This is a genomic window from Ekhidna sp. (genome assembly GCF_965212185.1).
Lineage (GTDB): Bacteria > Bacteroidota > Bacteroidia > Cytophagales > Cyclobacteriaceae > Ekhidna.
In genome coordinates this window covers 2,622,376-2,648,455 of sequence record NZ_OZ243102.1, presented here as the reverse complement: position 1 = coordinate 2,648,455, position 26,080 = coordinate 2,622,376, and the positions used below count along the sequence as shown (strand labels likewise).

Here is a 26,080-nt window from a genome sequence, read left to right as displayed (position 1 = left end):
TAAAAAACCTCCTCAAATTACTTTAAGGAGGCTTTTTTCAAGTTTGGTTCTGATCTATTCTTCTGGCATCAAAACAATTTCAATCAGATTGTCTTCCAGTAAATATTTCTGAGCCGCTTTTTGAACGTCTTCAGCAGTCAAATTCTCAATCATTTCTTCGTAGTTAAAGAATTTAGAAATGTCTCGATCATTTGAATAATAGCTAGATAGACTGTTCAGCCAGTATCTATTTTCTTTCAAACTTTCCTTACGATCGATTCGCTGTGCTTCTTTGATTTCATTTAAATCTTCTTCAGTAATTCCTTCCTCTTGGATTTTGCTGATTTCACCGTACACTGCGCTTTTCAGTTCTTCTACATTCTCAGGTCCACAAGGGAATGAAATACTAAACGTGTAATTCTCGTATGGACGCTCGCTGATATAGCCTCGAGCTCCAACACCGTATACACCACTTTTCTCTTCTCGAATAAGATCAATTAACCTGTTGGTCATTATTTCACCTAAGCTACCAAGTACATAGTCTTCTTCCTCACTGTATGGCGTTTCACCTTTATAGTTGATTGCAACCTGGCTTTTAGGATCGGTTCCTTTATTGATGACCTTTTCCAGTTTTCCTTTTGGTGGTCTGATACCCAAATCTTTCCAATTTTCATCTCGATCCTTTGAAGGAATACTGGCCAGATATGTTTCTAAAAGAGGTTTGATTTCATCTTCGCTGAAATTACCCACAAAGAAGAAAGTGAAATTGGATGGGTCAGAAAAGCGATCTGCATAAATCTCATAAGCCTTATCCAAATCAATATTAGCCAACTCCTCAGCTGTTGGGAAACCAACTCGTGGATGGTTTTGACTTAATATTTTGATTGACTCGTTCTGAAAGTAGAACTGTGGATTTGACATTAAATTTTGATACAACATCGTGTTTCTCATCTTATATGATTCAAAACTCTGAGGATCTTTTCTTGGTGCAGTGAAATAAAGGTGTACCATCTGCATCAACGTTTCCAAATCTTTTGGAGCAGCATTTCCATTAAAGCCCTCGTTGTACGTTCCTACAAATGGACTGACACGTACAGTCTTTCCTGAAAATAGTTTGTCAAGGTCTGTTTTTGAGAAATCAGCAACACCACTTTCACCAACGATATTCCCTGAATAGGAGGCACTTTCATACAATGCATCTTCATAAAGTGAATGTCCACCGTGACTGTAAGCTGACATTAGGATTTCATCGTTTTTATAGTCAGTTGACTTCAGAACTACTTTCATCCCGTTGGATAATGTCAATTCAGTAGCGTCAACTACTTCTAACTTTGAGGCATTGGCAATGGCACCTTTTTTAGGTATTGCGGTCATCAGTTCAGAGCCACCAACCTCATCTTCATATGCTTCAATGGTTTTACTTTCCATTTCTGCAAGTAGTGCAAGTACATTGTCTTTTGTAACATCCTTATTCTCTCTTTCTGGACCAGTGATCACGACTACACGATCGTTTTCTTTGATCCATTGGGGAGCATATTTGTTGATTTCATCTACAGTGATGGTTTCAAACTGTTTTTTAGCAAACTCATACGAGAATGATGAAGAAACCACAGGGGAACCATTCAAGAACGATGAAACATATTTAGAAGCAAGTCTTCTACTTTCTGTTTTATCATCTTCTTTCATTTGCTGCTCCAGGTTATTGAGTGTTCTTAACTTCGCCCTTTCCAGTTCACCTTTGGTAAACCCATGACGTCTTACACGCTCATTTTCCTCTACTAGTGCTTTCAGACCGTTCATGATGCCGTCTTCTCCTACCATTGAAAATGAAGAGTAGGTCTTCTTTGTGCGAACCATACGTCCATATCCTGTGCTTGCAAACACGAAGGGAGGTTCAGCAGACTGTCGAAGTTCATTCAAACGCTGATTCAGCATGCTATTGAATAGATCGTAGGTAAGTTCTCTTCTGTAATCCTCAAGTGTTTTTTCAGACGAAGTATCATCTTGCTTATACACCAATTGTACCTGAGTAAAAGGTGCTTCCTTGTCCTGCTCTATTGCTACATAGGTTTCCTGATGGCTAGGTACGTCATAAAGTGTTCGCTCCCTTGGAGTTTCAGGATTTTCCAGCTTGCCAAATCGCTCTTTGATTTCACTTTCCATTTCATCAAGCTCAATATCTCCGACAGCAATCACTGCCATCAGGTTAGGTCTGTACCAGTCGTTATAAAATTTTCTGATTGTCTCGTAGCTCGCATTTTCTATGATCTCTTTCTTTCCGATTGGAAGACGCTCAGCATATCGCGAATCTTTGAACATTACAGGAAACCATTTATCTCGCATTCTTTGGCTAGCACCCTGTCCAAGGCGCCATTCCTCGATTACAACACCTCGTTCTTTATCAATTTCCTCTTCCGAAAAATCCAGACCACTGGCCCAGTCTTCCAGTACTTTCAATCCGGTATCCATTACTTCAGGATCTCCTGTAGGGATTGGGAGCATGTAAACAGTCTCATCGAAGCTGGTATATGCATTTAAGTCGGCACCAAATTCAACTCCAATTGACTGCAGGTAGTTGACAAGTTCATTTTTCTTAAAGTTTTTGCTTCCGTTAAAGGCCATGTGCTCCACAAAGTGAGCAAGCCCCTGCTGATCTTCAGACTCTAAAATAGAGCCTGCATTTACTACCAGTCTGAACTCCACCTTATCTTCAGGTTTATTGTTCTTTTTAAGGTAGTACGTGAGCCCATTGTCCAATCTGCCGATTCTGACGCTAGGGTCGGAGGGGATGGGACTATTGAGCGGCTTATCTATATCGCCAGCAATGTCTTTTTCCTGTGATATAGCTACAAAGCCAATAATAAAACATAGCATGAAGCTGGTGAGCTTCCTTAAGTGATTACAATTCATAACTAATTATTGTGATTAAGTTTTCGTTTTCAAAAAGAAGGTGAAGCAAGAAATATTCCAAATAATTGAATGGTTAGTTTTGAGTTTATACCAAACGATGAATTTTACTAATGCGTACAACATTCATGAGTTATAAGTGAATTTAGCTTTGACAAGCTAAGTGTTCGTTTAAAAATTTGTTTGGTTTAAGAGTGCTACCAAAAATAAACTCAGTAAAAACCAACCAATAAAACCTTGGATGATACAGATATATTTTGCCAATCCTTTAGTAGGTATTGTTCCGAAACCTAATGTCACAAATGAATTTAAGCTTAAAGTAATTGCATTCACCAGGCTCAAAAAAAGGAAATAAATAGCTCTGAATAGTGCTGGAAAGAAAGGAACGCTATTCTTTTTTATGGCTAGTGTTAAATGCTCGATTGTTTTTGCTTTTGATTCTTTATCCCACTCAGAGGGAAAGAAGAAATAGAAAATTGCAAATGCTAGAATTAGATATATAGAGATTACAACTGCTTTGACAGGATTTGTCCCATAGTCCGTATAAAAACGAATCAATTGATTCAACCTCCACCTAAATATGTCCTGTACACTCGAATTTTGTTTGGCTAGATACTCATAGTATAAGGTATTTAGATCCTGTATGTCCTTGTAGATGGCGTTGAAAGCTCCTACATCTCCGGAATTTTTGAAGTGAATATAAAACTTGCTGTAGGTACTTAAAAGAGTTCTGCGTCTATCGTTGTACTCCATCTCAATAAGCGATTCACCAAAGTAAGGCAAAACACCAAATTCCCAGAAACCATGATCTGTTTCCTTCGAAGAAGCATCTGTTAAAATGTATAATTTTTTATCAAACTGATCCCAATCTATATCAATCAAAAGTTCGGGAAGAAGTACACGATACAAGCCAAATGCCTTGTCAGTTTTAAATTCATTCTTGATGATCTCTAGTCGGTCTTTTATTGTAAGATCTATGAATTGAAGAGGTATATGCAGTATGTTTTCAAGTATTTTGAGGTTGTTTACTGATCCGGTAATCGTTAAGGCTTCAAATTCATATTGATCCCTGAGATCTATATTTTTATTCATCCAAATTATCACTTCCTCAACCTCCACCAATTCCAACCACATTGGATGACGATTGTCATTATAGTCAATTAGCTTATTGTTTATCTTGTAAAATGCTGAATCTCCAGCATCAATCTTCATTGGATGGATTTTAAAGCTATTACCTAAAATTTCAACTGTTCTAGCATTATTCAACCTTAATTCTGAATAATCTATCACATTAGAGTGGAACCAAAATGGAGCTTTTTCTTGAATGGAGTGTGATTCAATTTGAGATTGAGAAATGTAGTTTTCATTAATAAATCCATGTTTAGTGAGATTATTCAATTGGATCGTAAGCGTATCAAAATGACAATTTTTAATGAATAAATTTTTCACCTCATCTATTTCGATTGTCACATTAGTGAAATGAAGATCTGAAAGCAAAAAAGTCTCTAATTTATCAATATGGATATTGAGCTTCTTGTCAATGATCAAATAACCAGATGTGTCAGAAGGTAATTTCTGGAAGTTAGATTTTAGATATTCACCTATTGATTCTTTGCTTGATGAACCCCATGGATCTTGGATGTCTTTGAGGTTATCAATTGATGCATTTGCAACATGGATAGATACATTATGATCATTACTTAAAATCGCCTGTTCAAGAATGTCAGACAGGTAGATTTCAGTCGTTGATTGAGTAAAAGCAATCTGATGTATCAGAAGAAATATGAATGTAATTAAACACTTCATCACTGATTATACTTAAGTCCAAAGATTGTCTATTTCATTTCGTCTCAATGACCTGTGAAAGATCTTTTTTCACCGCATGTTTGTCAAACCAGGCGTTGAGGTACGCATGTGTTCGAAGGAAATTGGAAGGTTTGCTACCCGTTCCGTGAAACTCATCGTTGAAACGGATCATAACGGTTGGAACCTTATTCATTTTCAGAGCCTGGTAGTATTCTTCAGTCTGTGAAATCGGGGTTCTTAAGTCATCTTCCCCGCACATCAGCATGGTGGGTGTTTTTACATTACCTACGTACATCAATGGAGATCTTTTGATGTGCTCACTTGGATCTTCCCAAGGGTATTTTTCAAAATTGTAGTACCAACCTGCTCCGTCTGTTGTGCCAACAAATGAAAACCAATTCGTTACCGGATAATTCACAGAAGCAGCTGCAAAACGATCTGTTTGTCCCACAATCCAGCTGGTAAGCACTCCTCCACCGCTTCCACCATACACGTACATTCTGTTTTCATCAATGTACCCTTTGGCGATCACTTCATCCACTCCTGCCATGATATCATCATAGTCATTTCCCGGATAGGCGTTTTGAATGGCATTGGCAAATTCATAGCCATAACCGGTAGATCCTCTTGGATTGGTATATAGCACCACCTGATCCTGGGATGCATGTAACTGAAAGTTGTAGTTGAATCCAACATTATACATGCCATGAGGCCCACCGTGGATTCGTAGAACCAACGGATATTTCTTGTTGGGATCAAATTGTGGAGGTTTTACAATCCATCCTTGCACCTCTTTACCATCCACTGATTGGTATTTGATTTCCTCTACTTGTCCAAATTCTACGTTGTAGAAAATGTCACTATTTACTTCTGTTAGCTGTTTGATGTCACCCGGTTTATCCATCGGGAAACTGACAATGTCACTAGGATTGGACGGATTGCTCCTGGTGGCTACTGCCTTACCTCCTGCAAGGTCATTCATGGAAAGCATGTGATTGCCAGATGTAATTTTCTTCACTTTACCTTTTGTATCAGCAAAGTAGACATTGCTTTGTCCGTACTCACGAACGTTGAAATAAACGCCTGAACTATTGGGTGCCCATGTCGCAGAACCCGGTGTTTGATCCAGGCTCGTGGTGATGCAATTAAGACCTGAACCATCGGTATTCATGATGTACATTTTCCGGTCATGATAGAAATTCTCAGTCCAGGTCGATCCCACAAAAGCAATTTTTGATCCGTCTGGAGATACTTTAGGTGAGTATTCTGCACCGTCCCGGGTTGTTATTTCGTTAACCTTGAGCGTGTTTATATCAACTGAATAGAGATTTGAGTGCCCTCGGGCATAAGCCGCATCCGGTTTCTGGTAGCTACTAAAAATGATGGATTTACTATCCATCGTCCATGCAACTCCTCCGGAGACATCTTCCAGTTCTCCGAAAGTGATCTGTCTGGCGGTACCTCCATCGGCGGGGACAATAAAAAGCTGTCGAAAACCACGATCCAGGAATCCAACGCGATCCTGCGTATAATCGACCTGATCAATGACTTTTGGTGCTTCTGTCCATTTAGCTCCTTTAGGAGGCGAAGGAAGACCCTGAGGTTTTAGGGCCGGATCAGAATCAACATGCATGATGAAAGCGATGTACTTGCTGTCCGGTGACCACTCCATGCTGGATGGAGATTTTTCTAATTTGGTTATTTGAGTGGGTTCGCCCTCTACGCCAAAGTACTTGACGAAGATCTGGGTTCCGTCTGGTTCGCCTTTCTTGGTAAAAGCTATTTTAGTGCCATCCGGTGACCATTTTCCATTCGATCCGTTGAGAAAGAATCGATTCATGGAACCATCGCTATTCATGATCCATAGGTCCGTTTCTCGTTTGTCATCCACCAGGTTGATCCATGTTCTGGAGTATAAGATCTGTTTTCCATCCGGTGAAAGGGTAGGGTTGGAGGTCCATTCGTAATCCTGATAATGATCCAGGCTGAGTCTGGTTTTCTCTTGTGCAGAGAGCTGAACAACGGTAAGTGTCAGTAAAACAATAATGATTCGCTTCATGGTGAGGGATGGTTTAGTTAAAAGGTCCTACTAAAGTTAATCAATTTGCTTTGGAAGCTTTCAATTCAAACTGAATCAGGTTTAATTATGCAAGAGGAGGAGAGGAGGACAATGGAATTGGTTCAAAAACCTGGTCTGTTTGTTGAATATATAGGTATAAATAAATGAGAAAAATCAATATGTTATACTCAACAATACTAAGGCATTAATTTATTCGAATAGAGATGAATGTGACAAATGGAAATAAAGGATTACTATCTGTATAAAGCAGTAGCGGTTTAAAAGTATATACCTTCAAACCGCTATTAAGCTACAGAATTGATTCAACCTTCCAATAACACCAAAATCGGTTATTACATGTATATCATGTTATGCACTGGCATGTTTTGATATAAATTTTCCATCAATTGAATATTTACCTGATCCAGTTATTATAAGACTTACAGCCATACCAATCCAAAGTATGAAATATTCATAGCCTTCACCTTGTTGGTTACCAAACCAGTTCATGAAAAAACCATGTTGAATATGAGAAGTAAACACTATCCCTAAAGCTAGAATTAAATAAAATACAGCTACTATCCGTGTTGCAAATCCTGATAGTAGGGTTAGTGCGCCAATTGATTCTAGGATGATGACAAGAAACCCTACGAGCCAAGGTAATCCCATCGTGTCTGTAAAGAACCCCATTGTTCCTGAAAATCCATATCCGCCAAACCAACCAAGTAATTTTTGTGCTCCGTGTGGAAAAACTACTAAACCAAGTATACATCTTATAGCGAGTGGTGCTAAAGATTCTGATGTATTGAATATTTTATTTTTCATAATATGATTTCTAGAGGTTGTAGTAAAATTTTTCCTTAATGATTTGACCGTTTTTCCATTCTTGAACGGATACTTGGCTGTAGTTTCGAATTCCCCATTCTCTATGGGTGTAATCGTACTGCCACTCTACCATAGTGGTGTTTTCTCCAATTGTGACTTTTAGTGGTCGTGCGCTTCTGAATTCTGTAACGTTGCTTAAAAATTCTTCTTCCCTTTTTCTATTGGCCTCTTTGCCAATTGTGGGTTGCGATTCATTTTCCTGCATTCTGACGTCACTGGCATAATATTTTTCAAAGGCTTCCATTGCCCTACCTTGAAGAACTAAATCGTTCAAATCAGCGATTTTTTCTAATAATTTTGACATTAGCTTTTTATTTAATAATTCATAACACAAAGCTCTGAACTGCTTTTGTCAAAAAAATTCAACTAGAAGTAAAAAGGAGGTTAATCTTGATTAACAAAATCTAGTTTCCAATGGTGAGTTCGGCTCTTATCTTACTCAAAAACTGTTTCGTTATTCCTAGGTAAGATGCGATTAAATACTGAGGAACACGTTGTTCAATGTCCGGGTACTGCTCTCGAAAAATGAGATACCTTTCTTTGGCTGTAAGGCTTAAGTTCCTAACAATTCTTTTTTGAGACGCAACAAAGGCGTTTTGAATTATAATACGGAAAAAGCGCTCAAGTTTTGGGATTTGAACATACAATTGTTCCAGACTTTCAGGCGAAAACTGAGCTACTTTAGTTTTTTCCAAACATTGGACATTATAGTCAGCGGATTGTTGCGTAATAAAACTCCCTAAATCGGCTGTCCACCAATGTTCAATGGCAAACATTACAACGTGTTCATTACCTTCTCGATCAATATGAAAAGTTTTAGCACAACCTGAGATAACATATGATTCATATTTGCAGACGTCTCCCTGTTGAACAATGAATTGTCCCTTCAGATAATCTCGGATTTTTACATGTTCAGATAAAATTGAAACTTCTTGCTTGGATAAATCAATGTACTTACTAATATACTTCAGAAGTGATGCTATTTCCATGTTCGCTTGAGCCCAACGTTTCTGTGTATGGTTTTGTTGCGATTAGTACTAAGATAGACAATAGGAAGAAGCCGTAGTTCAGCAGCTAGGATTTTCGGAATAGAAAAATCAGAGATCAACGATAGACGTTGTAGTACAATGTTTTTATTTCAACAGGAATTGTTTTCAATATTCAGCACAATCTTACAATACAAATCCCCAAAGCCATTTGTTTAATATGTTAGAAATACCTAACTATGTGTTAGAAATATATAACATAATCATGAATGCAAAAAAAATAGCTATCGTAAAGTTTTCAGTGGCGGCTTTTATTCTTGCATTAATGGGTTTTTGGATTTTTAATACATCACGACCCTTTAATGAAATTGCTTATAGCATAATCGCGGCGATGCTGATTGTAGTCGGATTTGTAATTAATTCTGGTATTCAAGCGCTCAAAGATGCAAAAGCAGGTCTTAATCCAGAAGATGAACTTTCGCATAAAATAGCTGAAAAAGCAGCTGCAGCCACGTTTAAAATTTCGATTTACATGTGGCTTTTTGGTCTGTTTGCACTTGACTACTTCTCTGTCGATTCGGTAAACAAAGCCAAACTTGTCATAGCAATCGGCATGGTCGGCATGTTTTTGATTTTCCTTTTTATCCGTTTGTATCTTTCAAAAGTTGGAATAAATGATCACAAGGATTAAGGAACTACGTGCGCGAAACAATTTGACGCAAATTGACCTTGCGCAAAAAGTTGGTGTACGTAGGGAAACCATTGTTTTTCTTGAGAAAGGGAAATACAACCCTTCTCTTAAGCTGGCGAGTGATATTGCCAAGGTATTCAATATGAGGATTGAAGAGGTGTTTATTTTAGATTAATTTGAAGATAACTGATCTTACTAACAATACTGAATAAATTATTTGGGATGTAATATCAAAAAAATAGTAACACGATGAAACAGTCAAACGATAGTGTAACTGAATTCATTAAATCGATTCAAAATGATACTAGACAAAAAGATGGTTTTTTTGTCATTGATATGATGCGTCGGATAACAAATTTGGAACCAGAGAGATGGGGCCCTTCAATTATTGGTTTTGGATATTATATACAGGAATATGAAACTGGACGTAAGTCTAAACTACCATTAATGGCATTCTCACCGAGAAAGCAACATCTTGTCCTCTATGTATTGAACAATTTCGAAAAACAACAACAACTTCTTGATAAATTAGGTAAGCACAGAACGGGTAAAATATGCCTTTACATAAATAAAATTTCAGATGTTAACCCAGAGGTTTTAGAAGAAATCGTTGAATGTTCATTCAAGAAGTTTAAACTTAAAAAAGGATAAGATTGTGAGGTGATCCCCTCCTTCTTAATTATTCAAATTAAATAGTCTGTAAGACGCTTAGACAGGAGGAGTTAAGTTTTATTTCTGACTTAACTTTGGATTTCTTTTCTCGTTTATGTGTTGTCACCACATCATTACCCAATACGTAATATTGACAAACCTCATTGCCTCGATGGCAGGCAACACCAGGAAATTTCGCGCGAAGATTTTCATTAATTTGCTAATAATTATGTTAAGCTTCTTTTGAGATGAAATTTAGAATCTTATTTTCTTTAATAATTCTAATATCAATTGGATTCCTCAATTCATGCAATGATGATGGGAATAGCACGGAAGAACTTATCAAAACTCCTCCAAACGCCATATTTGAGGTCGATCCCTACCAAGGCTATTATGGGTTGAACACTTCATTTACCATTACTAGTTTTTTATATGATGAAAATACTTCTGAGTCCGATCTTAGATTAAATTGGTTTACAAACAATAAGCATTGTGGGATGTGTGAACTTGAAGAGTATACCAACCGCAGTAGTTTCAGTATTAAGTTTGAAAATTCTGAAGTTGATGAAGATAAGAGAATAGATTTAATACTATTCGTGACCAATGAATTTGGTCTGAACGATTCTACTTCACACACGTTTATTTTTGAAAATGAGACGCCCGTAATTGACTTTAAGATTAGCCCCGATTCTGGTACTGGTACTAATCTTACACCATTCACCTTCGATTTATCAAACTCTACAAATGCTTTTGGAGGCAAGGATTTATTTTTGAAATTAGATAAGAATGGGAATGGATCGTGGGATTATGAGAGGGCTTATGAGAATGAATCTAGCTTTATTATAACAACTAGTGGCTTTCCTCAAAATGAGACTACAAAAGTCAAAGTTCAAATTGAAGATAGCCGTGGGAATAAGGCAACAGAAATAAAATCTATAAGATTAGAGCATGGAATAATAATTATCTCTGGTTAGGATCGAAGTGGTGATTAAAAATTACTTGCTGTTAGCAGTAGATCGGTTAAGAAAATGAGTGTTTCAGGTTCAGCTTCTTACCTTCATTTTGTCATTTTTTTGCTATTTGCGCATAATGCCTAACTACTGGGTTTGTGCCCCAGATTCTAGAAGTACCAAAGTTTCTTGTTTGCATTGTCCTGTCAAAGGGCGTAGATGCATATTAATTTCTGTTTGTTAAATACGTTACTCCTAAGTTAGAACATAATATATTATCTCTTGAATTGTCCCACTGGATTCATCAAATTCAATAGCCAAAAATGTTGTTTCATCATAATCAGGTGAATAAACAATACTCTTTCCACCAGTGGTCATATTTGTAATTACTACATTGCCTAGTTTGCTTATATTATCACCTATTTTTATTGTAATCCCATTGATGGTTATTGATGGTGTTGAAGAAGTAATCTTAAAACCTCCTAAATTTCCCATTGACGAAAAACTGTTATAAAAACCCATTTCAATTCCATCAAAATAGAATTCTCGACTAATTACGCCATCAGCGAATTCGCTTTGCTTATTTATGTAAGTTGGTTCGCCAAAAAGATTCTTGATAGCATCCTCATTTCCACTAGTATCCCAAATCGATTTTAGTGTTACACCATTTAGTTTAATATTTTCAAACTGATTTGCCGTCAGCTCATTAATTGTTGAAAGCGGTTTAATTTGAGCATTAATTGTTGTCGTTATAACTAAACATAAAATGATTATTGATATTTTTTTCATGATTTTTTCAATCTAATTAATTACAATCTGTTTCTGAAGTACCCTCATCATCAATAGTTGTTGAAAGCCAATCTCGAGGATCAACTTCTTCAAAGTTGGTATTATAATTCCAAGAATTAGAACCATCATGTTCAAGAACTCCAATATGAACGTGAGATACTGTTGATCCATTGGCTATTGCTGCACTTAAATTCCCTGAATCACCTTGATAGCCAATTACATCACCAGCTTCTACTTCCCCTGAAGTAATTCTTCCATTTTTTTGAAGGTGTGCATATTGGGTTATTATTGTTTTACCATCCACGGTTGATTGAATTTGTGTCCAATATCCGTATCCACTTGATTGGTATAATGTGTTGTAAATGAATCCATCATACATAGCATAAACAGGATTACCATATTCATTCTCAATATCTATGCCATCATGCCATTTGGTTCGATTGTTTTCATCACATGTTGTTCCATACCTTGTACAACCGTGCATGCCTCCTTCAACACCAGAATTTGCTTGTGAAGCTATCTCAGGATTAGGAACGGGATCTCCTTCGCATGGGGCATTTTCAGGTTTGCAAAGACCATTGGAGTCAACTTCGTATCCAGGAGGACAACCGTTAGAACATATTTCAGTATTCGGATTACAAACGTCTCGACCAACTACACCACTACCTCCAGAGTTTCCACCACTTCCATCATTTTCATCACCTTCACTTGGATCGGGGTTTGTATAGGGAAATGGTTCGATTGGTGAATCAACTGGGCCACCACCATCTGGGCATGCCACTACCACAACTAATACTATCCATTCCTCTATTTCATCATCCCATTCAATCGTAAGATAGTTTCCACAGTCAGTTGTCCTTGCGGATTGATAACTATCAAGCCTATCGCCATTATCAAAGGTGACACTCTGAAAAAGTTTGTAATGCTGGTTTAGTAACTTTACTTCACCTGAATACTCATCAAAAGAGAAATTGGCAATATCATGGCTCATAAGCCATTCAGAAGTTGGAAAGTACTGCATAATGAAAGTATAAATTCTCTCGCCTCGAACCATGAAAATTTGATTTTCAAATCCGTTAGCAATACTTGATGAAAATGTATAATTGAGAGTTGAGTCGGTTTGAACTCTTAGCACACTATCAATCCATGTAAAGTTTGATGCCCTTGAATTAGATTGATTTTTGATTTGGTCAATCAGATTGGCCAATTGCGGATCTTCAGATGCGGTTACAAAATCGAAAACTTTGGTTATACTGGTGGCAGGTTGGTCGACCTGAAGATTTTCATATTCTGAACATGAAATACATATTACGATACAAAGCGGTATAAGTAGGTAATTAAGTTGGTGTTTCATTTTAGGATACGTTAAGCAGAACTTTCCCAAATATAAATAATTGTGCTTAACGTCCAAATAAAATGAGTTTGTGCCTCTGTTGCTAAAAGTACTTTGACTTTCCTTTGAATTATTCTTTCAAATATCTCAGTTCGCATATTCAATTTAGGGTTTACTAGGATTTTTCTAATTTAGTTGTGTTTGCAATTTCCCAATTTGAATAATGAGGCCCTATCAGTTATCCATTGAGGTTAAACAATAATTTAAGAGTTGTAAGCTATTCTATGATCGTGGAATAGTTTATTGATGTGAACCTAAAGGTTTGTTAGGCAATGTTAATAGTTGTATTTGTAGTTGGTATTTGATGAATAGGATATTAATGCCATAGCAAAATAAGATGACAATAACTTTTGTTAGTGATATAATAGAAGGCAGTCTTTTACTAATTGTAAATGCAGTAACATTAATTAATAATAATTACACAACTTTAAATAATAGAAATAAAACAACAGTAATTAATAATAATTGCACAACTTTAAATAATAGAAATAATACATCAATAGAAGGAAGTTAATAATGTTGATGTCAAGTAAAGAACGGTTCAATGGCAACACCAAATGAAAAGATAGCAGAATCACTAATAGAACTTAAAAAGTTACAAGATTCTAATATTGTTGCTATAAAGGCAAGTGATTTAACAAGAGTTCATAGAGAGAGGCTGTTAAAAAATGGATTCATTAAAGAAGTTGTCAGAGGATGGTACATATCTGTACCTCATGATGAAGCTATTGGAGACAGTACCTTATGGTTCTCATCCTTTTGGGAGTTCTGTGCTAGATATTTAAAGGATAGATATAGTGAAGATTATTGTGTATCTGCCGAGCAATCATTGGCATTTCATGCAGCTAATACAACAGTACCAAAACAGTTAATAATAAGATCCACAAAGGGTAATAACTTACCTACCAAGTTACTCTTCGGCACTTCAATATTTGTAATGAAATCTTCACTACCAAACCAAGCTGAATTAGAAGAGATAAACGGTATAAAGGGTATGAATTTACCATCATCAATAATATATAGTTCGCCTTCTGTTTTCAGAAATCAAGCTATAGAAATGAGAACGGCGCTACTAAGAATTAAAGATGCGTCAGAAGTATTAGGTATTTTATTGGATGGAGGTCATTCTAAAATTGCAGGAAGATTATCCGGAGCATTTAGAAATATTGGACGTGATAAAATAGCAAATGAAATTATCAAAACAATGAAGAGTGCAGATTATGATGTTAGAGAGATTGATCCCTTCGACTCTAAAAGTCCAGTTTCATTAGAATCGAGGGAAACGTCACCATATGTAAATCGAATTAAATTAATGTGGCATGAAATGCGTAGTGTGGTAATCTCAGTTTTCCCAGAGCCACCAGGCATTCCAAAGGATACCAAAAAATATTTAGAAGAAGTAGATGAAATTTACGTAACAGACGCTTATCATTCTCTGTCAATTGAACGATACAAGGTTACCCCCGATCTAATTGAAAAAGTTCGAAGTGGTGAATGGAATACCGAAGATAATGAAGAGGACAAAAAACAAAAGGATGCCATGGCTGCAAGAGGTTACTGGTTGGCATTCAATGAGGTCAAAAAAAGTCTCGAAAGAATATTAAAAAACGAAAATCCAGGCAAAGTTACAGATCAGGGCCATGGAGCATGGTATCGTCAATTGTTCGCTCCAAGTGTCGCTGTAGGCTTACTTAAACCGTCAGATTTGGCAGGGTATAGAAACGCACAAGTTTATATCTCACAATCAATGCATACTCCAGTTAATCGGGATGCGGTTCGTGACACAATGCCTGAATTATTTGTACTACTTCAACAGGAAGAGCATCCGGGAGTTAGAGCTGTTTTAGGACATTTTGTATTTGTTTATATTCATCCATATATGGATGGAAATGGAAGAATAGCAAGATTCCTGATGAATTCGATGCTAATTTCTGGGGGCTATCCATGGACAGTGATTCCAGTCGAACAAAGAGATCAATATATGAAAGCCTTAGAGTCTGCTAGTGTGGGACAAGATATACTACCCTTCGCCGAATACATTTCTTACCTCGTAAAAGCAGGATTGAGTGGTAAGCCAGTAGCCACAGTAAAATAATCTTTGGTATTTCTGAAATATTGCCGAACCTTTAGCTTCCCTTCCTCTTCTTATTCCAAGAAGCAAAATTTAATATCTTAAAGATAAGGACGTTAAGCTATATCCTAATCTTGAAATAATTCAATGGGGTGAATCTAAAGGCCTGTTAGAGCACGTATTATTCATATAAATATGTGAATTGGGTTTTGTCCAATGGAGATACGAGTAAAATCCGATCAAATTGGTAAGCTAATTTTGGTAGTTCGTGAAATTGTTTGACATCCAAATCATTTAAACCATAACCGATTGTGTCAACAACAGCTAGCCACCAGGTTGGATAGTTTGATTTGAATTCCTTTGTTTTAATTTCCTTTTCTTCAATTATTAGTTTGAGATTTTGATAGATTAATCCTACAACAAATCCACCCGAATCACGATCGCTACTAACCAATAACTCAAATTGCTTATCCAATTTTATGGTTGATGGATTAATATTCATTTCAAAGAAATCTTCTATGTGGTAGGTTCTGGATTCCGAGATAAAGGATTTATGTTTTTCAAGAATAGTTCTTATCTCTTTTCGTAACACTTTGGTCTCAGGAATTGGTCTTTTAAATGAATAGGAGACTAAGGCACTACTCTCGAAATTGGTATCAGAGGCATCAATTAGTGCAGTGTTTATAATTGTTTTGATCCGATAATCTTCTTGTTCGAGACCTCTGTGACCATTTTCGGTAATTTGGTTTTGGTTAAGCCTTCTAACTTCAATTGCAATTTGATCATTGATCAATAAGTCTGGAGGGACATTCCCATCTGGTTCAAATTGAATTTTTTCAAAACCTTGATGATGTAGGCATTCAATTATTAGTTGTTCTTCTCTATTTGGAAGGTTTGACACGTTTGAGTGTATGTTTCAATTAGAATTATTCGTTTTACAATATAGTCATCGTAGCTGATCCTCTCGTTAAAGTCATAATATTCTAATTGTTTGTCATTCAAGGCTTCTGCAATTACTGCGGGGTGAATGCTGCCTGCTTCTCTCTTTATCCAATAGTACCAGTTAGCGATCTTATTGGATTTAGATATGCGTTCAAGGGCCTTCATAAATGTTCCCCGATTGTTAGGTATCTCAGTATTCCGTTCATGATATAGCAAAGAGTCAATGTCTTTTGCCTCTTGATGAATTCTGTGACCAGATGGATTCATGTCACCTCGATATGATCTAAATATTCGATCATCTTTGATCCAAACAGTGTCTGGTTGAATCCAAATTTCAGTTAATAATGTAGGGCTGTAACTTCGAAAGATACTATCCTTTATAAGTTGAGCAGGTACCCATTCACCAAGTTCTAGACCTCTGTCGTTGGCAATGAAGTTAAGATGTTGTTCATAGGCCTCATCTAAAGAGTTGTTCGGATATTTGGCAAGGAGTTCACCTTCAAAATGATTCACCATTTTGGATAATGCGGTTGCTTCCTCTTGACCAAGTTCTTCCTCAAAGGCAGCTATTTCTTGATCAGTTGTTCGTTCGCTACAACCAAAAAATACTATGATAATGATGATGAAAGTGAAGGTTCGCATGATGTGCTCTAACGTTTAGCTAGCAGGCGGATGTCCGTTACTAGCTCTTGAGAGATAAAAGTAGCGAAGGTGTCCCACACGCACAAACGCTATCTATGAAATACTGCGTCCAGAAAGACACCCCCAGAAGCAGACATGATCCAGATGCACCAGTGACCAGAAGGGACACTGAGCGGGATGTAAAGCAGGAGTGTTGCTCATAGCAGCCCGACATCTGCATGCATAGCGCCTGTTATAATCTGTTCTATACGTCAAGTTCTACGTTTATATTGATCAAGTTCTACGTCCATATTTTAGTCGATCTGCTTGCCAGCATGGCCTTCATTTTTGAGGGCAAAAACGAAGCAAAAACCCTTAAGGAAAATAAATGGAACCCACGGCCGTCGTGCACCCTCAGCCTTGCCCAACTACACACCAGCAACACGGCCCTTTCGCACAGTCCGCCGTATTTTCTTGCAGCCCGCCGAGACGTAACGAGATCTAGAGTTGAAGAGGGGAGTTTTCAGCAGATGCTGTTAACTTGACAGTTGCTACCATCCCTGCGCAATCTGCTTGAGCGAGCTCCCAGGCGCACGCCTTCGTTGAAGCACTGTCGATAGTTCACCGCAAAGCTGAAAACAATGCGTTTTCTGCAAAAGTTCCTGATGTCGTTATTTGGAAAGAAAGGAGTGTAGGATTCAGTTAGCTGACAGAAGTACGATCCTACAAAGCGGTAATTGATTATAACAACTTTCTAACAGTAGCATTCCCGTTATTTACCTCTTAAATATACTTCATATACCTGTTTGACGCTAGACTCATGCATCTTAAAACATAAATTGAATATTTATTGTGATCACTGATAGAAAGAATGGCATCACTGTTTCCACCAGCGGTAACCTCGCTCCAGTCACAATTTGTTTTCTTTACGCTTCACTTTAATTCAAAATGTTCAAATCACTATGAGAAACGTATTTTCACTATTTACCTTCATGCTCTGTATGTCTTTGATGGCGCAGGAGACCAGGCTCTTCATACCCAAAGAGATGAAGCAGGCGTATGACAAAGGCACCCGATCGTATGACGGGAAGCCCGGCCCAAACTACTGGCACAATACCGTAGATTATGACATCAAAGCTTCCATCAACCCGGAAACACGGGTGATCACCGGTGCATCTACCATTAAATATTACAACAATAGCCCGGACGACCTTTCCACCATTGTGGTAAGACTTTACAACGACGTGTTCCGTAAAGCAAACCCACGCCTCATGCGGGTGGACGAGCGAGATGTGAATGATGGCGTGACGCTTAACATGGTGCAGGTTAGAGGAGATTCTGTAGACCTGGAAGGTAACTCAGCCACACGAAATGGCACCAATCTATTCCTTAGACTTGAAGAGCCGGTAAAAAGTGGAGAGAGCATCGAATTAGCGATCAACTGGGAGACACTGGTTCCTTTCACCAATCGCAGAACGGGAGTGGCGGACAGCACGTCATTCTTTGTGGCGTATTGGTATCCGCAAGTTGCCGTGTATGACGATGTGTTTGGATGGGATACTCAGAATTACACGTTCCGTACAGAGTTTTACAACAACCTGGCAAACTTCAATGTGGAGTTTACCGCTCCTGAGTCGTTCACGATTTGGGCTACAGGTGTACTTCAAAACCCTTCAGAGGTTTTCAATGCGGATATTCTTGAGCGCTACAACACAGCTCTGACTGCTACAGAACCACTGGATATCGTCAATGGGGATGATCTCAAAGATGGATTTGCGCATAAAGCCGGAGTATGGAAATTTAAAGCAGACGAGGTTCCTGATTTTGCATTTGCCATGAGTGATCATTACGATTGGAATGCAGCTTCCCAAAAAGTAGAAGGAAAAGATGTACTCATCAGCTCGGTATACCCAACCGGCAACCCACAGGCTTTTGCTGAGATGACTCCCAATCAGCAAAAGACGATGAAGCATTTCTCTGAAGACATTCCGGGGATGCCTTATCCATATCCACGTTTCACTACCTTCATCGGACTGGGTGGCGGAGGAATGGAATTCCCAATGATGGCTTACAATGGAGGTCCGGGCTTGGGTGTAACCGTGCATGAAATGTATCACATGTACTTCCCGATGTATGTACGTGTAAATGAGCGTCGCTTTGCCTGGATGGATGAAGGATGGGCGGATTACATCACTTCAGTCGTGATCAATCGCTATTTTCAGGATGATGATTCACCGCTATTCACCAACTACAAAGGAAGCGTAGGAGGGATGCAGGGGCAGTATGAAGACCTGCCACTGTTTGCTTCATCCCAATTTATGGATGGCACGAACTACGGCTATTCAGCCTATCCACTACCGGCATTTATTTACTCCATGCTACACCATCACTTAGGAGATGAGATGTTCATCAAAGCGTATAAGGAATACATCAGTCGCTGGGCGAAGAAGTCTCCGATCCCGTTTGACTTTTTCTACACGATGGAAGATGTGAGTGGTCAGGACCTTAGCTGGCTTTGGAAGCCATGGTTTTTTGAGTTTGGCTATCCGGATGTGAAAATCGGAGAAATCAAGAAAGATAAACTGACCGTAATCAATAATGGTAATCGACCGGTCCCACTGAAAGTGGAAGTCAAATACAACGATGGTACAGACTATGAAACGGCTATGTCTGCAAAGGCCATGTATGGGAAGAAGCAGATTGAATTTACCATTCCTGATTACAAGAAGATCGAGACCATCTCGGTAAATGCTTCTGTACCAGATCTGGACGATACGGATAACTTTTATCCATCGCTTCAGGAACGAATGAAAGGGGTGGAAGTACCGGAATATATTTTCGGAACATACACCATTGCAAACTTCAACATCAATGCCCACATTGATGATGCGGATGGTCTGGTGAAAGTGAGAGTGCCAGCAGCAGGAATGAATATGGTGCTGTTGCCTAAAGAAGGAACCTGGGAATCTATGGATGGGCAGGTGATTGCCCAATTTGATGACAGTGGCGATAAGACCAGCATGTCATTGGAGTTGAAGCAATTTGGAGTGACTGTTCAGGGAACTAAGGAGTAATTCAAGTTAGCTGGAAATAAAAGCCTCATCTGCCGGTTGGCGGATGAGGCTTTTCTTTATTAAAGGCTTTCTTATTTATTCTCCACGTAATTGAATTTCAACCCGCATTTGCTTTCTAAATCTTCTCCCATCTCTTTATGATCATCGTCTCCTTCATCGCTGAACCATCGGACCATGACCATTGCACCCATTGTTTGCTTCTCCTTTAGCTCAAGCATCATTTGATACAAACATTTCATGGTGCCCGTATCGAAATGTTCCAGTTTCATTTCAACGATGAACGTCGGTACGGTTGTGTTCTTGATTTGCTCGATGAAGGGAAGGTAGAAATCCTGCACGTCTCGCATAGCTGACCGCCCTTCAATTCGTATTAATCCGGTGCTGGGATTAAATCTAATGTTTGGTATTATATCTTCGTTCTCTGTCATATAGCGATGGTTTAAGTAACAAAGTTACTCATCTTTCATGTTTTCAAATTTATCAGACTGTTTAGTTCTTGGGAAAACATTATTGTTCATATTAACATCCGGAATTTGTTGATTTGGGTCGATGGCAATATTGACAACTTCTTTTTCTTTCAAAAACGTCTTAGTCACTTGTGCTTCATTCAGTCTCCAGATTTCAGCTGGCAGCTGCTGCACCTCTTTGGTACCGTCTGCATAGGTCCATTCAATAATGACCGGCATCACCAACCCCCCTTTGTTTTTGAAGGTTAATTCATAGATGTGCTTTCCTGATAGTTGTTCTCTCATTTGACTTTCGTCAATTCTGCTTAAAAACTGTCCGTATGCTCCATCTGGTGTGTGGGCCATAGCAAAAGGTTGAGGACCTTCACCGAAACCCATGCCATCTTCTGCGTTTCCTGAGCCTGATATTCTTTTGGTATTGCCTTTTTGATCTTTGTTTTCCACGGTGGCAACTTCATCCTTTAGCTGGAACCATTTCACCTCTGCCAAATCGATATCTACCGTTTCGGTGGTGAAAAACCAGCCTTTGAAAAACCAATCCAGGTCGGTGGCTGTTCCATCTTCCAGCGTTCTAAAGAAATCCGATGGGTTTGGATGTTTGTATTTCCAGCGGTTGGCGTATTCTTTAAATGCCTCATCAAATAACTCCTTGCCTACAATCGTTTCTCTCAGCATTTGAAGTCCGACCGTTGGTTTCTGATAGAAATTGGCACCCATCTGGAAAAGCAGATCATTATCTGAATTGGTCATGATAGGTCGTAAAGTTTTTTGATCTCCCATCATGAATGGCACAATATCTTTTGGTCGGGTGCTGCTCCATTGTGGATAGCGTTCAGCTAATGTTCGTTGGTGCAAAAAGGTGTTCAGACCCTCATCCATCCACATCCACTTCCGCTCGTCGGAGCTCACAATCATAGGAAACCAATTGTGGCCCACTTCATGAATGATCGTGCTGGTCATCCCTCTTCTGGCCTGCTCACTGATCTGTCCGTTCATCGGTCTGCCGCCATTGAATGAGATCATCGGAAACTCCATCCCAATGTTAGAGGTGTTAACTGAAATAGCGGTAGGGTATGGGTAATCGAAGGTAGCTTCAGAGTATACTTCCAAAGCCTGTTTTATAGCGTTGGTAGATTCCTCCGTCCAAACAGGTGTTCCTTCTTTGGGATAAAAGGACATAGCCAAAACAGTATTTGTTGGAAGCTTTACAGCCATGGCATCCCAGATGAATTTTCGTGAGCTGGCAAATGCAACGTCACGTACATTTTCGGCCTTAAACTTCCAGGTTTTGGTCTCGGTTTTTTTGGTTTTTTCGTTGGCTTTGGCCTCATCAGGAGTGATGATGAAAAGCTGCTCTTCGAATGATTTACGGGCTTTATCAAGTCTCTCTTTCTGCGTTTTGGTTAATACCTCTGATTCATTTACCAATGTTCCGGTTCCAGCTACAATGTGATCTGCAGGAACGGTGAGTGCTACTTCATAGTCTCCAAATTCCAATGCAAACTCTCCAAGTCGTCTGAATTGCTTGTTTTGCCAACCCTCTGTGTCGTTGTAAACGGCCATGCGAGGAAACCAATGACCTAGCAGAAACACTTTGTTATCGTCTTCGGGGAAGTACTCGTAACCTTCCCGAGAAAGAAGAAACTTGGCCCGATCGGTGATGTAGTTTTTCCATTTGATGGAGAATGAGACATTCTCACCAGATTTTAAAGGCTCAGGTAAATTGATTCGCAACAGCGTATTGTTCACTATGTAATCCAATGGCTTGCCGCTGGCATCTTTGATCCACTGGATGTCCGTTCCGGCCGGAAAATCAATGGGGCGAAGTAAATATTGGATTTGAAGAGAGGAAATGGAGTCCTGGACGCCTCCTAAGACGTCACCAAAATCTTCGTTTCCTTTTCTGTTTACGTTCTGCTCAATGTTGAGCCACAGGAACTTCAGATTATGTGGAGAGTTGTTGTAGTACGTGATGGTTTCCTCACCAACTAGCTCATTGGTATTCTCATCAATCGAAGCTTTGATTTTATAATCTGCTCGCTGCTGCCAGTAGTCTTCTCCCGGAGCACCTGAAGCGGTACGATAGGGGCTGGGCGGCTCCAATAAGCGATCAATCGCATTGAATTTACCTGAATATCCGGGCACATCCTGACCGAAGGAGGAAATAGAAAATGACAAAAGGATTAATGCAATAAAGGTTCTCATGACGATTGAAATTTTTAAAGAAAATAAAGGTAGTGCATGTGCTATGTGAAGAAAAAGTGGTTTACATGGGTGGTCAGCATTTTTTAGGAATACTGGTTAAATTGAGATTTCGTCAAAAACGCACGTTATGAATATCAAAACAACTATAGGACTAATATTGATTTGCTCTGTTTCATATGGGTTTGCTACAGATGTTAATGTCACCTATGTAGAAACCATCAGAGCCTTTGGTGACAGACCCTATGCCATCAATTTCACTATCGAATGGAAGAACAGCTGGAACAATGATCGAAATCACGATGCATCGTGGGTGTTTTTTAAACTGGACCAGGGAAACAATTCCAGCCATCAATACCTGAAGCCTGGAACGGGCAGGATGCTTTGGAAAGGTGATCCGTCTATGCCTGATGCGAAAATAGAAGTGGCGGAAGATGGAACTGGCTTGTTTGTTTATGGAGCCTCAAAATATCGGGGGGATGTACTCTATCACATTACAGTGGAAAGAGACACAGCAAAAACGAGAATTAGGACACGCTTTGAGCGAGTAGAGCCAATAGCGATTGAAATGGTTTATATCCCAGAGGGAGGTTTCACCTTGGGAGATCCGGATGAAAAAGCACTCAACTTTGGTGCATTCTATCAGTCAGATGAGGAAGGCAATTTTGATGGTCTTATCAAAATCACTGCTGAAGATCAGCAGATATCCGTAGGCCCTGAGAAAGGGAGTTTGTACTATCAAAGTGAAGAAGAAATTTATCAGGGCGATCAGCAAGGCCCAATTCCTTCGAGTTTTCCCAAAGGGTATAATGCCTATTACATCATGAAGTATGAGGTCACGCAAGGGCTTTATGCAAAATTTTTGAATCTGATTGGTAGTACTGCTGCGACGGTAAGGGCCAATTTTGGATCACCAAATTATAAAAAGCATGGAGGCACCATCCGTTTAAAAGACAGTAAATATGTAGCAGAGGCTCCTGAGCGCCGGAATGTGTATTTCCATTGGGATGATATGATGGCATTCACCGATTGGGCGGCTTTACGTCCTTACACCGAGTTTGAATTTACCAAGGCATCCAGGGGACCGTCAAAACCAATGGGGCAAGAATATCCATGGAACACATCGTCTATCGATGACATGGCGCTTCGCATTGATCCATACACGCAGAATCAAGTAATGCTCAATGGCCTCACAGAAGCAGATCTAACCGAGTCAAACCGAGCGCAATTCGGAGCTTCTTATTACTGGGTAATGAACCTGGCGGGTAGCATGTGGGAGAAGGTGATCACAGTAGGTGATGAAGTGGGTAGAGCGTTTACAGGCGTACATGGAGATGGGTCCATCAGTTACTATGGATACGCCAATGTGGATGATTGGCCTGAAGGTTTTCAGGAAGTCAAAGGGTATGGATATCGAGGAGGCGGATATTATGGTGTGAAAGGTGAAATCACAGATTTTAATCCATTTAGTCCCATCGCCTATCGGACCTACGGTGCATGGAGTGGAGGGCCAAGAAATGCAGCTTACGGCTATCGAGCGTCTCGTACGGCACCATAAATAATAACAAGCCGAATAACGTCTAAACCAAATAAGCATTTCATATGGATCAAAAAAAAGGCAGCCATAAGCTGCCTTTACATTCGTTTGTTAATGTTATAGTGAACCAGCTGCTGAGGCCTCTGTCTCTTCACCCTTAAGGTACTTGTCAAGGAAAACTTTGATTTGACCGTATCCTTCAATGGCATTTTCATTTTTTCGGAAGCCATGACCTTCATCATCGAATACCACATATTCTACTGGTACGCCATTCGCTCGTACACCTGCCACAATTTCATCTGATTCAATCTGAAGTACCCGTACGTCATTTGCACCTTGTAGCACCATGAGCGGCTTGGTTACATTTTCTGTATGGAACAATGGAGAGATCTCATACAACCTAACAGAATCCTCTGTAGTTGGATCACCCAATTCATCATACAATGCTTTTCTAAAGCTCTCCCAATATGGAGGGATGGACTTCAATGTTCTTAACCAGTTGGTCACACCAAAAATATTGACACCCACATCGAAAGCTTCCGGCTCAAAGGCAAGAGCAGCCATCACCATATAGCCACCATATGAGCCTCCAATGATTCCTACTTTTTCCATGTCTACTACTCCGGTAGAAGCAAGAAAATCTTTACTGGCGACACAATCTTTCAGGTCTTTGTCTCCATGATTCTTGTCATCCAGGTGGTTGAATTCCTTCCCGTAACCACCGCTTCCACGGTTGTTAACGGCGAGTACCGCATATCCTTGATTTACCAGGTACTGTACCAATGGAAAGTAGTTCAAACGTGATTGACCTCCAGGTCCACCGTGTACCCAAACCAGTCCGGGTACTTTGTTATCAGCTGACGCTTGTTTTGGTTGATAGTAAATCGCAGGAATTTCCAACCCATCAAAGGATGCATACCTAACGACCTGTCCTTCAACCAGGTCATCTGCATTGATTTCTGGATTTAGGGTATCCGTTAGCTTTTTAAGCTCTCCGGTTTCAAAATTGTAAACGTAGATATTGCTTGGAGATGCAGAAGTACTCACGGTCAACCGTGCGAGATTTTCACTTTTAGATATGTTGACGGAAGCAATACTGCCTCCTTCAATTTCCGGTAGCTGTACTTCATCACCGGTTTCCTGATTGAAGATTTTTACTACCGTTTTTGCATCCTGGTTGATACCAATCACCCGATATTTTTCATTCCATGAATCATACGCATACCATACATCCCAATTGGTCTCGAAGATGGTTTCAACTTCACCGGTTTCAAGATCTCTTTTGGCCAAATAGACAAAATCTGATCCTTCGTCCGTGGTGTAATACAAGTTTTTATTATCCAGGCTGAAAAATTGAGGGTTATAGGTTGCATCTCCTTCATGAATTGAAATGTCTGTTTTTTCTCCGGTCTCACGATCGTAGAGGAACATTTTACCATCTGCACTGGTGATTGCCTGAGTCAGGGCATAGAATCTCTCATTTGGAGAAATGGCGCCAACGTTCAAACCATCATTGTTTTGATAGATTATTTCGCTCACCGGCATTTCATCATCCATGGATGCAATCTGCATCTCATAGATATCCATATACCGCGGGTCTCGTTTGTTGGAGGTCAGGTACATACTTTCCTCGTCCCTGCTCCAGCCCCAAAAGCCATTTCTGATGCTGTCGCCAGGAGTTAAGTCTTTTGATTGACCTTCCGGGTTCATCATAAAAACTTTGAAATTTTCATTTCCTCCCTCATCAAAGGAGAAGATCACACGATTGTCATTCGGAAAGTATGATTGACCAAAATAGGATTCTTCCGTGGAGCTGGTGAGCTGCGTTTTTTCACCTGTGGCAATGTCGATTTCGTAGACATTATAGATTCCGGTCTCATTGCTGTTTATCAATAGCTTGGATTCGTCAGGTGAGAAGCTCCCACCTCCTACACCTACATTCTCATAGAATTGAGCGATCGTATAGCTTTTAACTTCAACAGCCTCTTCTTTAGGTGCTGAGCAAGCAGCTATCATGCTGATTGCGATTAGTCTGGTAAGTAATTTCATAGTGTTTGGATGGTTGTTTTT

General features: G+C 39.3%; 20 protein-coding genes. 7 read left to right on the top strand and 13 right to left on the bottom strand.

The features are described 5' to 3' along the window. Positions 1–54: 54 nt before the first annotated feature. From ACOMC3_RS11270 to ACOMC3_RS11245, 6 genes are all read right to left on the bottom strand, one after another. Entirely contained in the window at positions 55–2,889 is a 2,835-nt protein-coding gene (locus tag ACOMC3_RS11270) for a M16 family metallopeptidase (RefSeq protein ID WP_420315989.1), read from the bottom strand. Between the two features lie 168 nt (positions 2,890–3,057). Beyond that, positions 3,058–4,692, bottom strand: a complete 1,635-nt coding sequence (locus tag ACOMC3_RS11265) for a hypothetical protein (protein ID WP_420315988.1) — start codon at positions 4,690–4,692, stop codon at positions 3,058–3,060. A gap of 34 nt (positions 4,693–4,726) precedes the next feature. Further along, entirely contained in the window at positions 4,727–6,751 is a 2,025-nt protein-coding gene (locus ACOMC3_RS11260; RefSeq protein WP_420315987.1) for a S9 family peptidase, read from the bottom strand. Between the two features lie 369 nt (positions 6,752–7,120). Continuing rightward, a complete protein-coding gene (locus ACOMC3_RS11255) occupies positions 7,121–7,576 on the bottom strand; it encodes a DoxX family protein (protein ID WP_420315986.1) in 456 nt (151 codons plus the stop codon). Positions 7,577–7,586: 10 nt separating this feature from the next. Further along, positions 7,587–7,940, bottom strand: coding sequence for a SnoaL-like domain-containing protein (locus ACOMC3_RS11250; RefSeq protein WP_420315985.1), 354 nt, complete (start codon positions 7,938–7,940; stop codon positions 7,587–7,589). Positions 7,941–8,040: 100 nt separating this feature from the next. After that, a complete protein-coding gene (locus ACOMC3_RS11245) occupies positions 8,041–8,625 on the bottom strand; it encodes a Crp/Fnr family transcriptional regulator (protein WP_420315984.1) in 585 nt (194 codons plus the stop codon). 262 nt (positions 8,626–8,887) lie between these two features. On the opposite strand from ACOMC3_RS11245, the gene ACOMC3_RS11240 reads away from it, so the two are divergent. The 4 genes from ACOMC3_RS11240 (at position 8,888) to ACOMC3_RS11225 (ending at position 10,938) form a co-directional block, all read left to right on the top strand. After that, a complete protein-coding gene (locus ACOMC3_RS11240) occupies positions 8,888–9,313 on the top strand; it encodes a hypothetical protein (RefSeq protein WP_420315983.1) in 426 nt (141 codons plus the stop codon). After that, a complete protein-coding gene (locus ACOMC3_RS11235; protein WP_420315982.1) occupies positions 9,297–9,488 on the top strand; it encodes a helix-turn-helix transcriptional regulator in 192 nt (63 codons plus the stop codon). The genes ACOMC3_RS11240 and ACOMC3_RS11235 overlap by 17 nt, the downstream gene beginning before the upstream one ends. Positions 9,489–9,562: 74 nt before the next feature. Then, on the top strand, positions 9,563–9,964 hold the full coding sequence (locus tag ACOMC3_RS11230; protein ID WP_420315981.1) for a DUF1801 domain-containing protein: 402 nt from the start codon (positions 9,563–9,565) through the stop codon (positions 9,962–9,964). Positions 9,965–10,212: 248 nt separating this feature from the next. After that, positions 10,213–10,938, top strand: a complete 726-nt coding sequence (locus tag ACOMC3_RS11225; protein WP_420315980.1) for a hypothetical protein — start codon at positions 10,213–10,215, stop codon at positions 10,936–10,938. A 231-nt stretch (positions 10,939–11,169) separates the two neighbouring features. Here the strand turns inward: ACOMC3_RS11225 and ACOMC3_RS11220 are convergent, their stop codons facing one another. Together ACOMC3_RS11220 and ACOMC3_RS11215 are read right to left on the bottom strand one after the other, a co-directional pair. Next, complete coding sequence (locus ACOMC3_RS11220; RefSeq protein ID WP_420315979.1) at positions 11,170–11,703, bottom strand: hypothetical protein; 534 nt, start codon at positions 11,701–11,703, stop codon at positions 11,170–11,172. A 16-nt stretch (positions 11,704–11,719) separates the two neighbouring features. Continuing rightward, the gene (locus tag ACOMC3_RS11215; RefSeq protein ID WP_420315978.1) at positions 11,720–13,057 is read right to left on the bottom strand and encodes a M23 family metallopeptidase; all 1,338 of its coding nucleotides are present in this window, start codon (positions 13,055–13,057) and stop codon (positions 11,720–11,722) included. Positions 13,058–13,640: 583 nt separating this feature from the next. Here ACOMC3_RS11215 and ACOMC3_RS11210 point away from each other — a divergent pair. Then, positions 13,641–15,191 (top strand): Fic family protein, encoded by a 1,551-nt coding sequence (locus ACOMC3_RS11210; RefSeq protein ID WP_420315977.1) that lies wholly within the window; start codon positions 13,641–13,643, stop codon positions 15,189–15,191. A gap of 157 nt (positions 15,192–15,348) precedes the next feature. Here ACOMC3_RS11210 and ACOMC3_RS11205 read toward each other — a convergent pair whose 3' ends face one another. Beyond that, a complete protein-coding gene (locus tag ACOMC3_RS11205) occupies positions 15,349–16,068 on the bottom strand; it encodes a hypothetical protein (RefSeq protein WP_420315976.1) in 720 nt (239 codons plus the stop codon). Continuing rightward, positions 16,035–16,751, bottom strand: a complete 717-nt coding sequence (locus ACOMC3_RS11200; RefSeq protein WP_420315975.1) for a hypothetical protein — start codon at positions 16,749–16,751, stop codon at positions 16,035–16,037. The genes ACOMC3_RS11205 and ACOMC3_RS11200 overlap by 34 nt, the downstream gene beginning before the upstream one ends. A 941-nt stretch (positions 16,752–17,692) precedes the next feature. On the opposite strand from ACOMC3_RS11200, the gene ACOMC3_RS11195 reads away from it, so the two are divergent. Beyond that, positions 17,693–19,804 (top strand): M1 family metallopeptidase, encoded by a 2,112-nt coding sequence (locus tag ACOMC3_RS11195; protein ID WP_420315974.1) that lies wholly within the window; start codon positions 17,693–17,695, stop codon positions 19,802–19,804. A gap of 71 nt (positions 19,805–19,875) precedes the next feature. On the opposite strand, the gene ACOMC3_RS11190 is transcribed toward ACOMC3_RS11195, so the two are convergent. After that, positions 19,876–20,232, bottom strand: a complete 357-nt coding sequence (locus tag ACOMC3_RS11190; RefSeq protein ID WP_420315973.1) for a SiaC family regulatory phosphoprotein — start codon at positions 20,230–20,232, stop codon at positions 19,876–19,878. 24 nt (positions 20,233–20,256) lie between these two features. After that, on the bottom strand, positions 20,257–22,476 hold the full coding sequence (locus ACOMC3_RS11185; RefSeq protein WP_420315972.1) for a M1 family metallopeptidase: 2,220 nt from the start codon (positions 22,474–22,476) through the stop codon (positions 20,257–20,259). Positions 22,477–22,603: 127 nt separating this feature from the next. On the opposite strand from ACOMC3_RS11185, the gene ACOMC3_RS11180 reads away from it, so the two are divergent. Next, on the top strand, positions 22,604–24,031 hold the full coding sequence (locus ACOMC3_RS11180) for an SUMF1/EgtB/PvdO family nonheme iron enzyme (RefSeq protein WP_420315971.1): 1,428 nt from the start codon (positions 22,604–22,606) through the stop codon (positions 24,029–24,031). A gap of 96 nt (positions 24,032–24,127) precedes the next feature. Here the strand turns inward: ACOMC3_RS11180 and ACOMC3_RS11175 are convergent, their stop codons facing one another. Further along, positions 24,128–26,059, bottom strand: a complete 1,932-nt coding sequence (locus ACOMC3_RS11175; protein WP_420315970.1) for a S9 family peptidase — start codon at positions 26,057–26,059, stop codon at positions 24,128–24,130. Positions 26,060–26,080 lie beyond the last annotated feature (21 nt).

Bases quoted from the DNA above. Each gene is read 5' to 3' on its own strand.
- ACOMC3_RS11270 (WP_420315989.1), bottom strand. From the start codon at position 2,889: ATGAATTGTAATCACTTAAGGAAGCTCACCAGCTTCATGCTATGTTTT.
- ACOMC3_RS11265 (WP_420315988.1), bottom strand. From the start codon at position 4,692: ATGAAGTGTTTAATTACATTCATATTTCTTCTGATACATCAGATTGCT.
- ACOMC3_RS11260 (WP_420315987.1), bottom strand. From the start codon at position 6,751: ATGAAGCGAATCATTATTGTTTTACTGACACTTACCGTTGTTCAGCTC.
- ACOMC3_RS11255 (WP_420315986.1), bottom strand. From the start codon at position 7,576: ATGAAAAATAAAATATTCAATACATCAGAATCTTTAGCACCACTCGCT.
- ACOMC3_RS11250 (WP_420315985.1), bottom strand. From the start codon at position 7,940: ATGTCAAAATTATTAGAAAAAATCGCTGATTTGAACGATTTAGTTCTT.
- ACOMC3_RS11245 (WP_420315984.1), bottom strand. From the start codon at position 8,625: ATGGAAATAGCATCACTTCTGAAGTATATTAGTAAGTACATTGATTTA.
- ACOMC3_RS11240 (WP_420315983.1), top strand. From the start codon at position 8,888: ATGAATGCAAAAAAAATAGCTATCGTAAAGTTTTCAGTGGCGGCTTTT.
- ACOMC3_RS11235 (WP_420315982.1), top strand. From the start codon at position 9,297: ATGATCACAAGGATTAAGGAACTACGTGCGCGAAACAATTTGACGCAA.
- ACOMC3_RS11230 (WP_420315981.1), top strand. From the start codon at position 9,563: ATGAAACAGTCAAACGATAGTGTAACTGAATTCATTAAATCGATTCAA.
- ACOMC3_RS11225 (WP_420315980.1), top strand. From the start codon at position 10,213: ATGAAATTTAGAATCTTATTTTCTTTAATAATTCTAATATCAATTGGA.
- ACOMC3_RS11220 (WP_420315979.1), bottom strand. From the start codon at position 11,703: ATGAAAAAAATATCAATAATCATTTTATGTTTAGTTATAACGACAACA.
- ACOMC3_RS11215 (WP_420315978.1), bottom strand. From the start codon at position 13,057: ATGAAACACCAACTTAATTACCTACTTATACCGCTTTGTATCGTAATA.
- ACOMC3_RS11210 (WP_420315977.1), top strand. From the start codon at position 13,641: ATGGCAACACCAAATGAAAAGATAGCAGAATCACTAATAGAACTTAAA.
- ACOMC3_RS11200 (WP_420315975.1), bottom strand. From the start codon at position 16,751: ATGCGAACCTTCACTTTCATCATCATTATCATAGTATTTTTTGGTTGT.
- ACOMC3_RS11195 (WP_420315974.1), top strand. From the start codon at position 17,693: ATGAGAAACGTATTTTCACTATTTACCTTCATGCTCTGTATGTCTTTG.
- ACOMC3_RS11190 (WP_420315973.1), bottom strand. From the start codon at position 20,232: ATGACAGAGAACGAAGATATAATACCAAACATTAGATTTAATCCCAGC.
- ACOMC3_RS11185 (WP_420315972.1), bottom strand. From the start codon at position 22,476: ATGAGAACCTTTATTGCATTAATCCTTTTGTCATTTTCTATTTCCTCC.
- ACOMC3_RS11180 (WP_420315971.1), top strand. From the start codon at position 22,604: ATGAATATCAAAACAACTATAGGACTAATATTGATTTGCTCTGTTTCA.
- ACOMC3_RS11175 (WP_420315970.1), bottom strand. From the start codon at position 26,059: ATGAAATTACTTACCAGACTAATCGCAATCAGCATGATAGCTGCTTGC.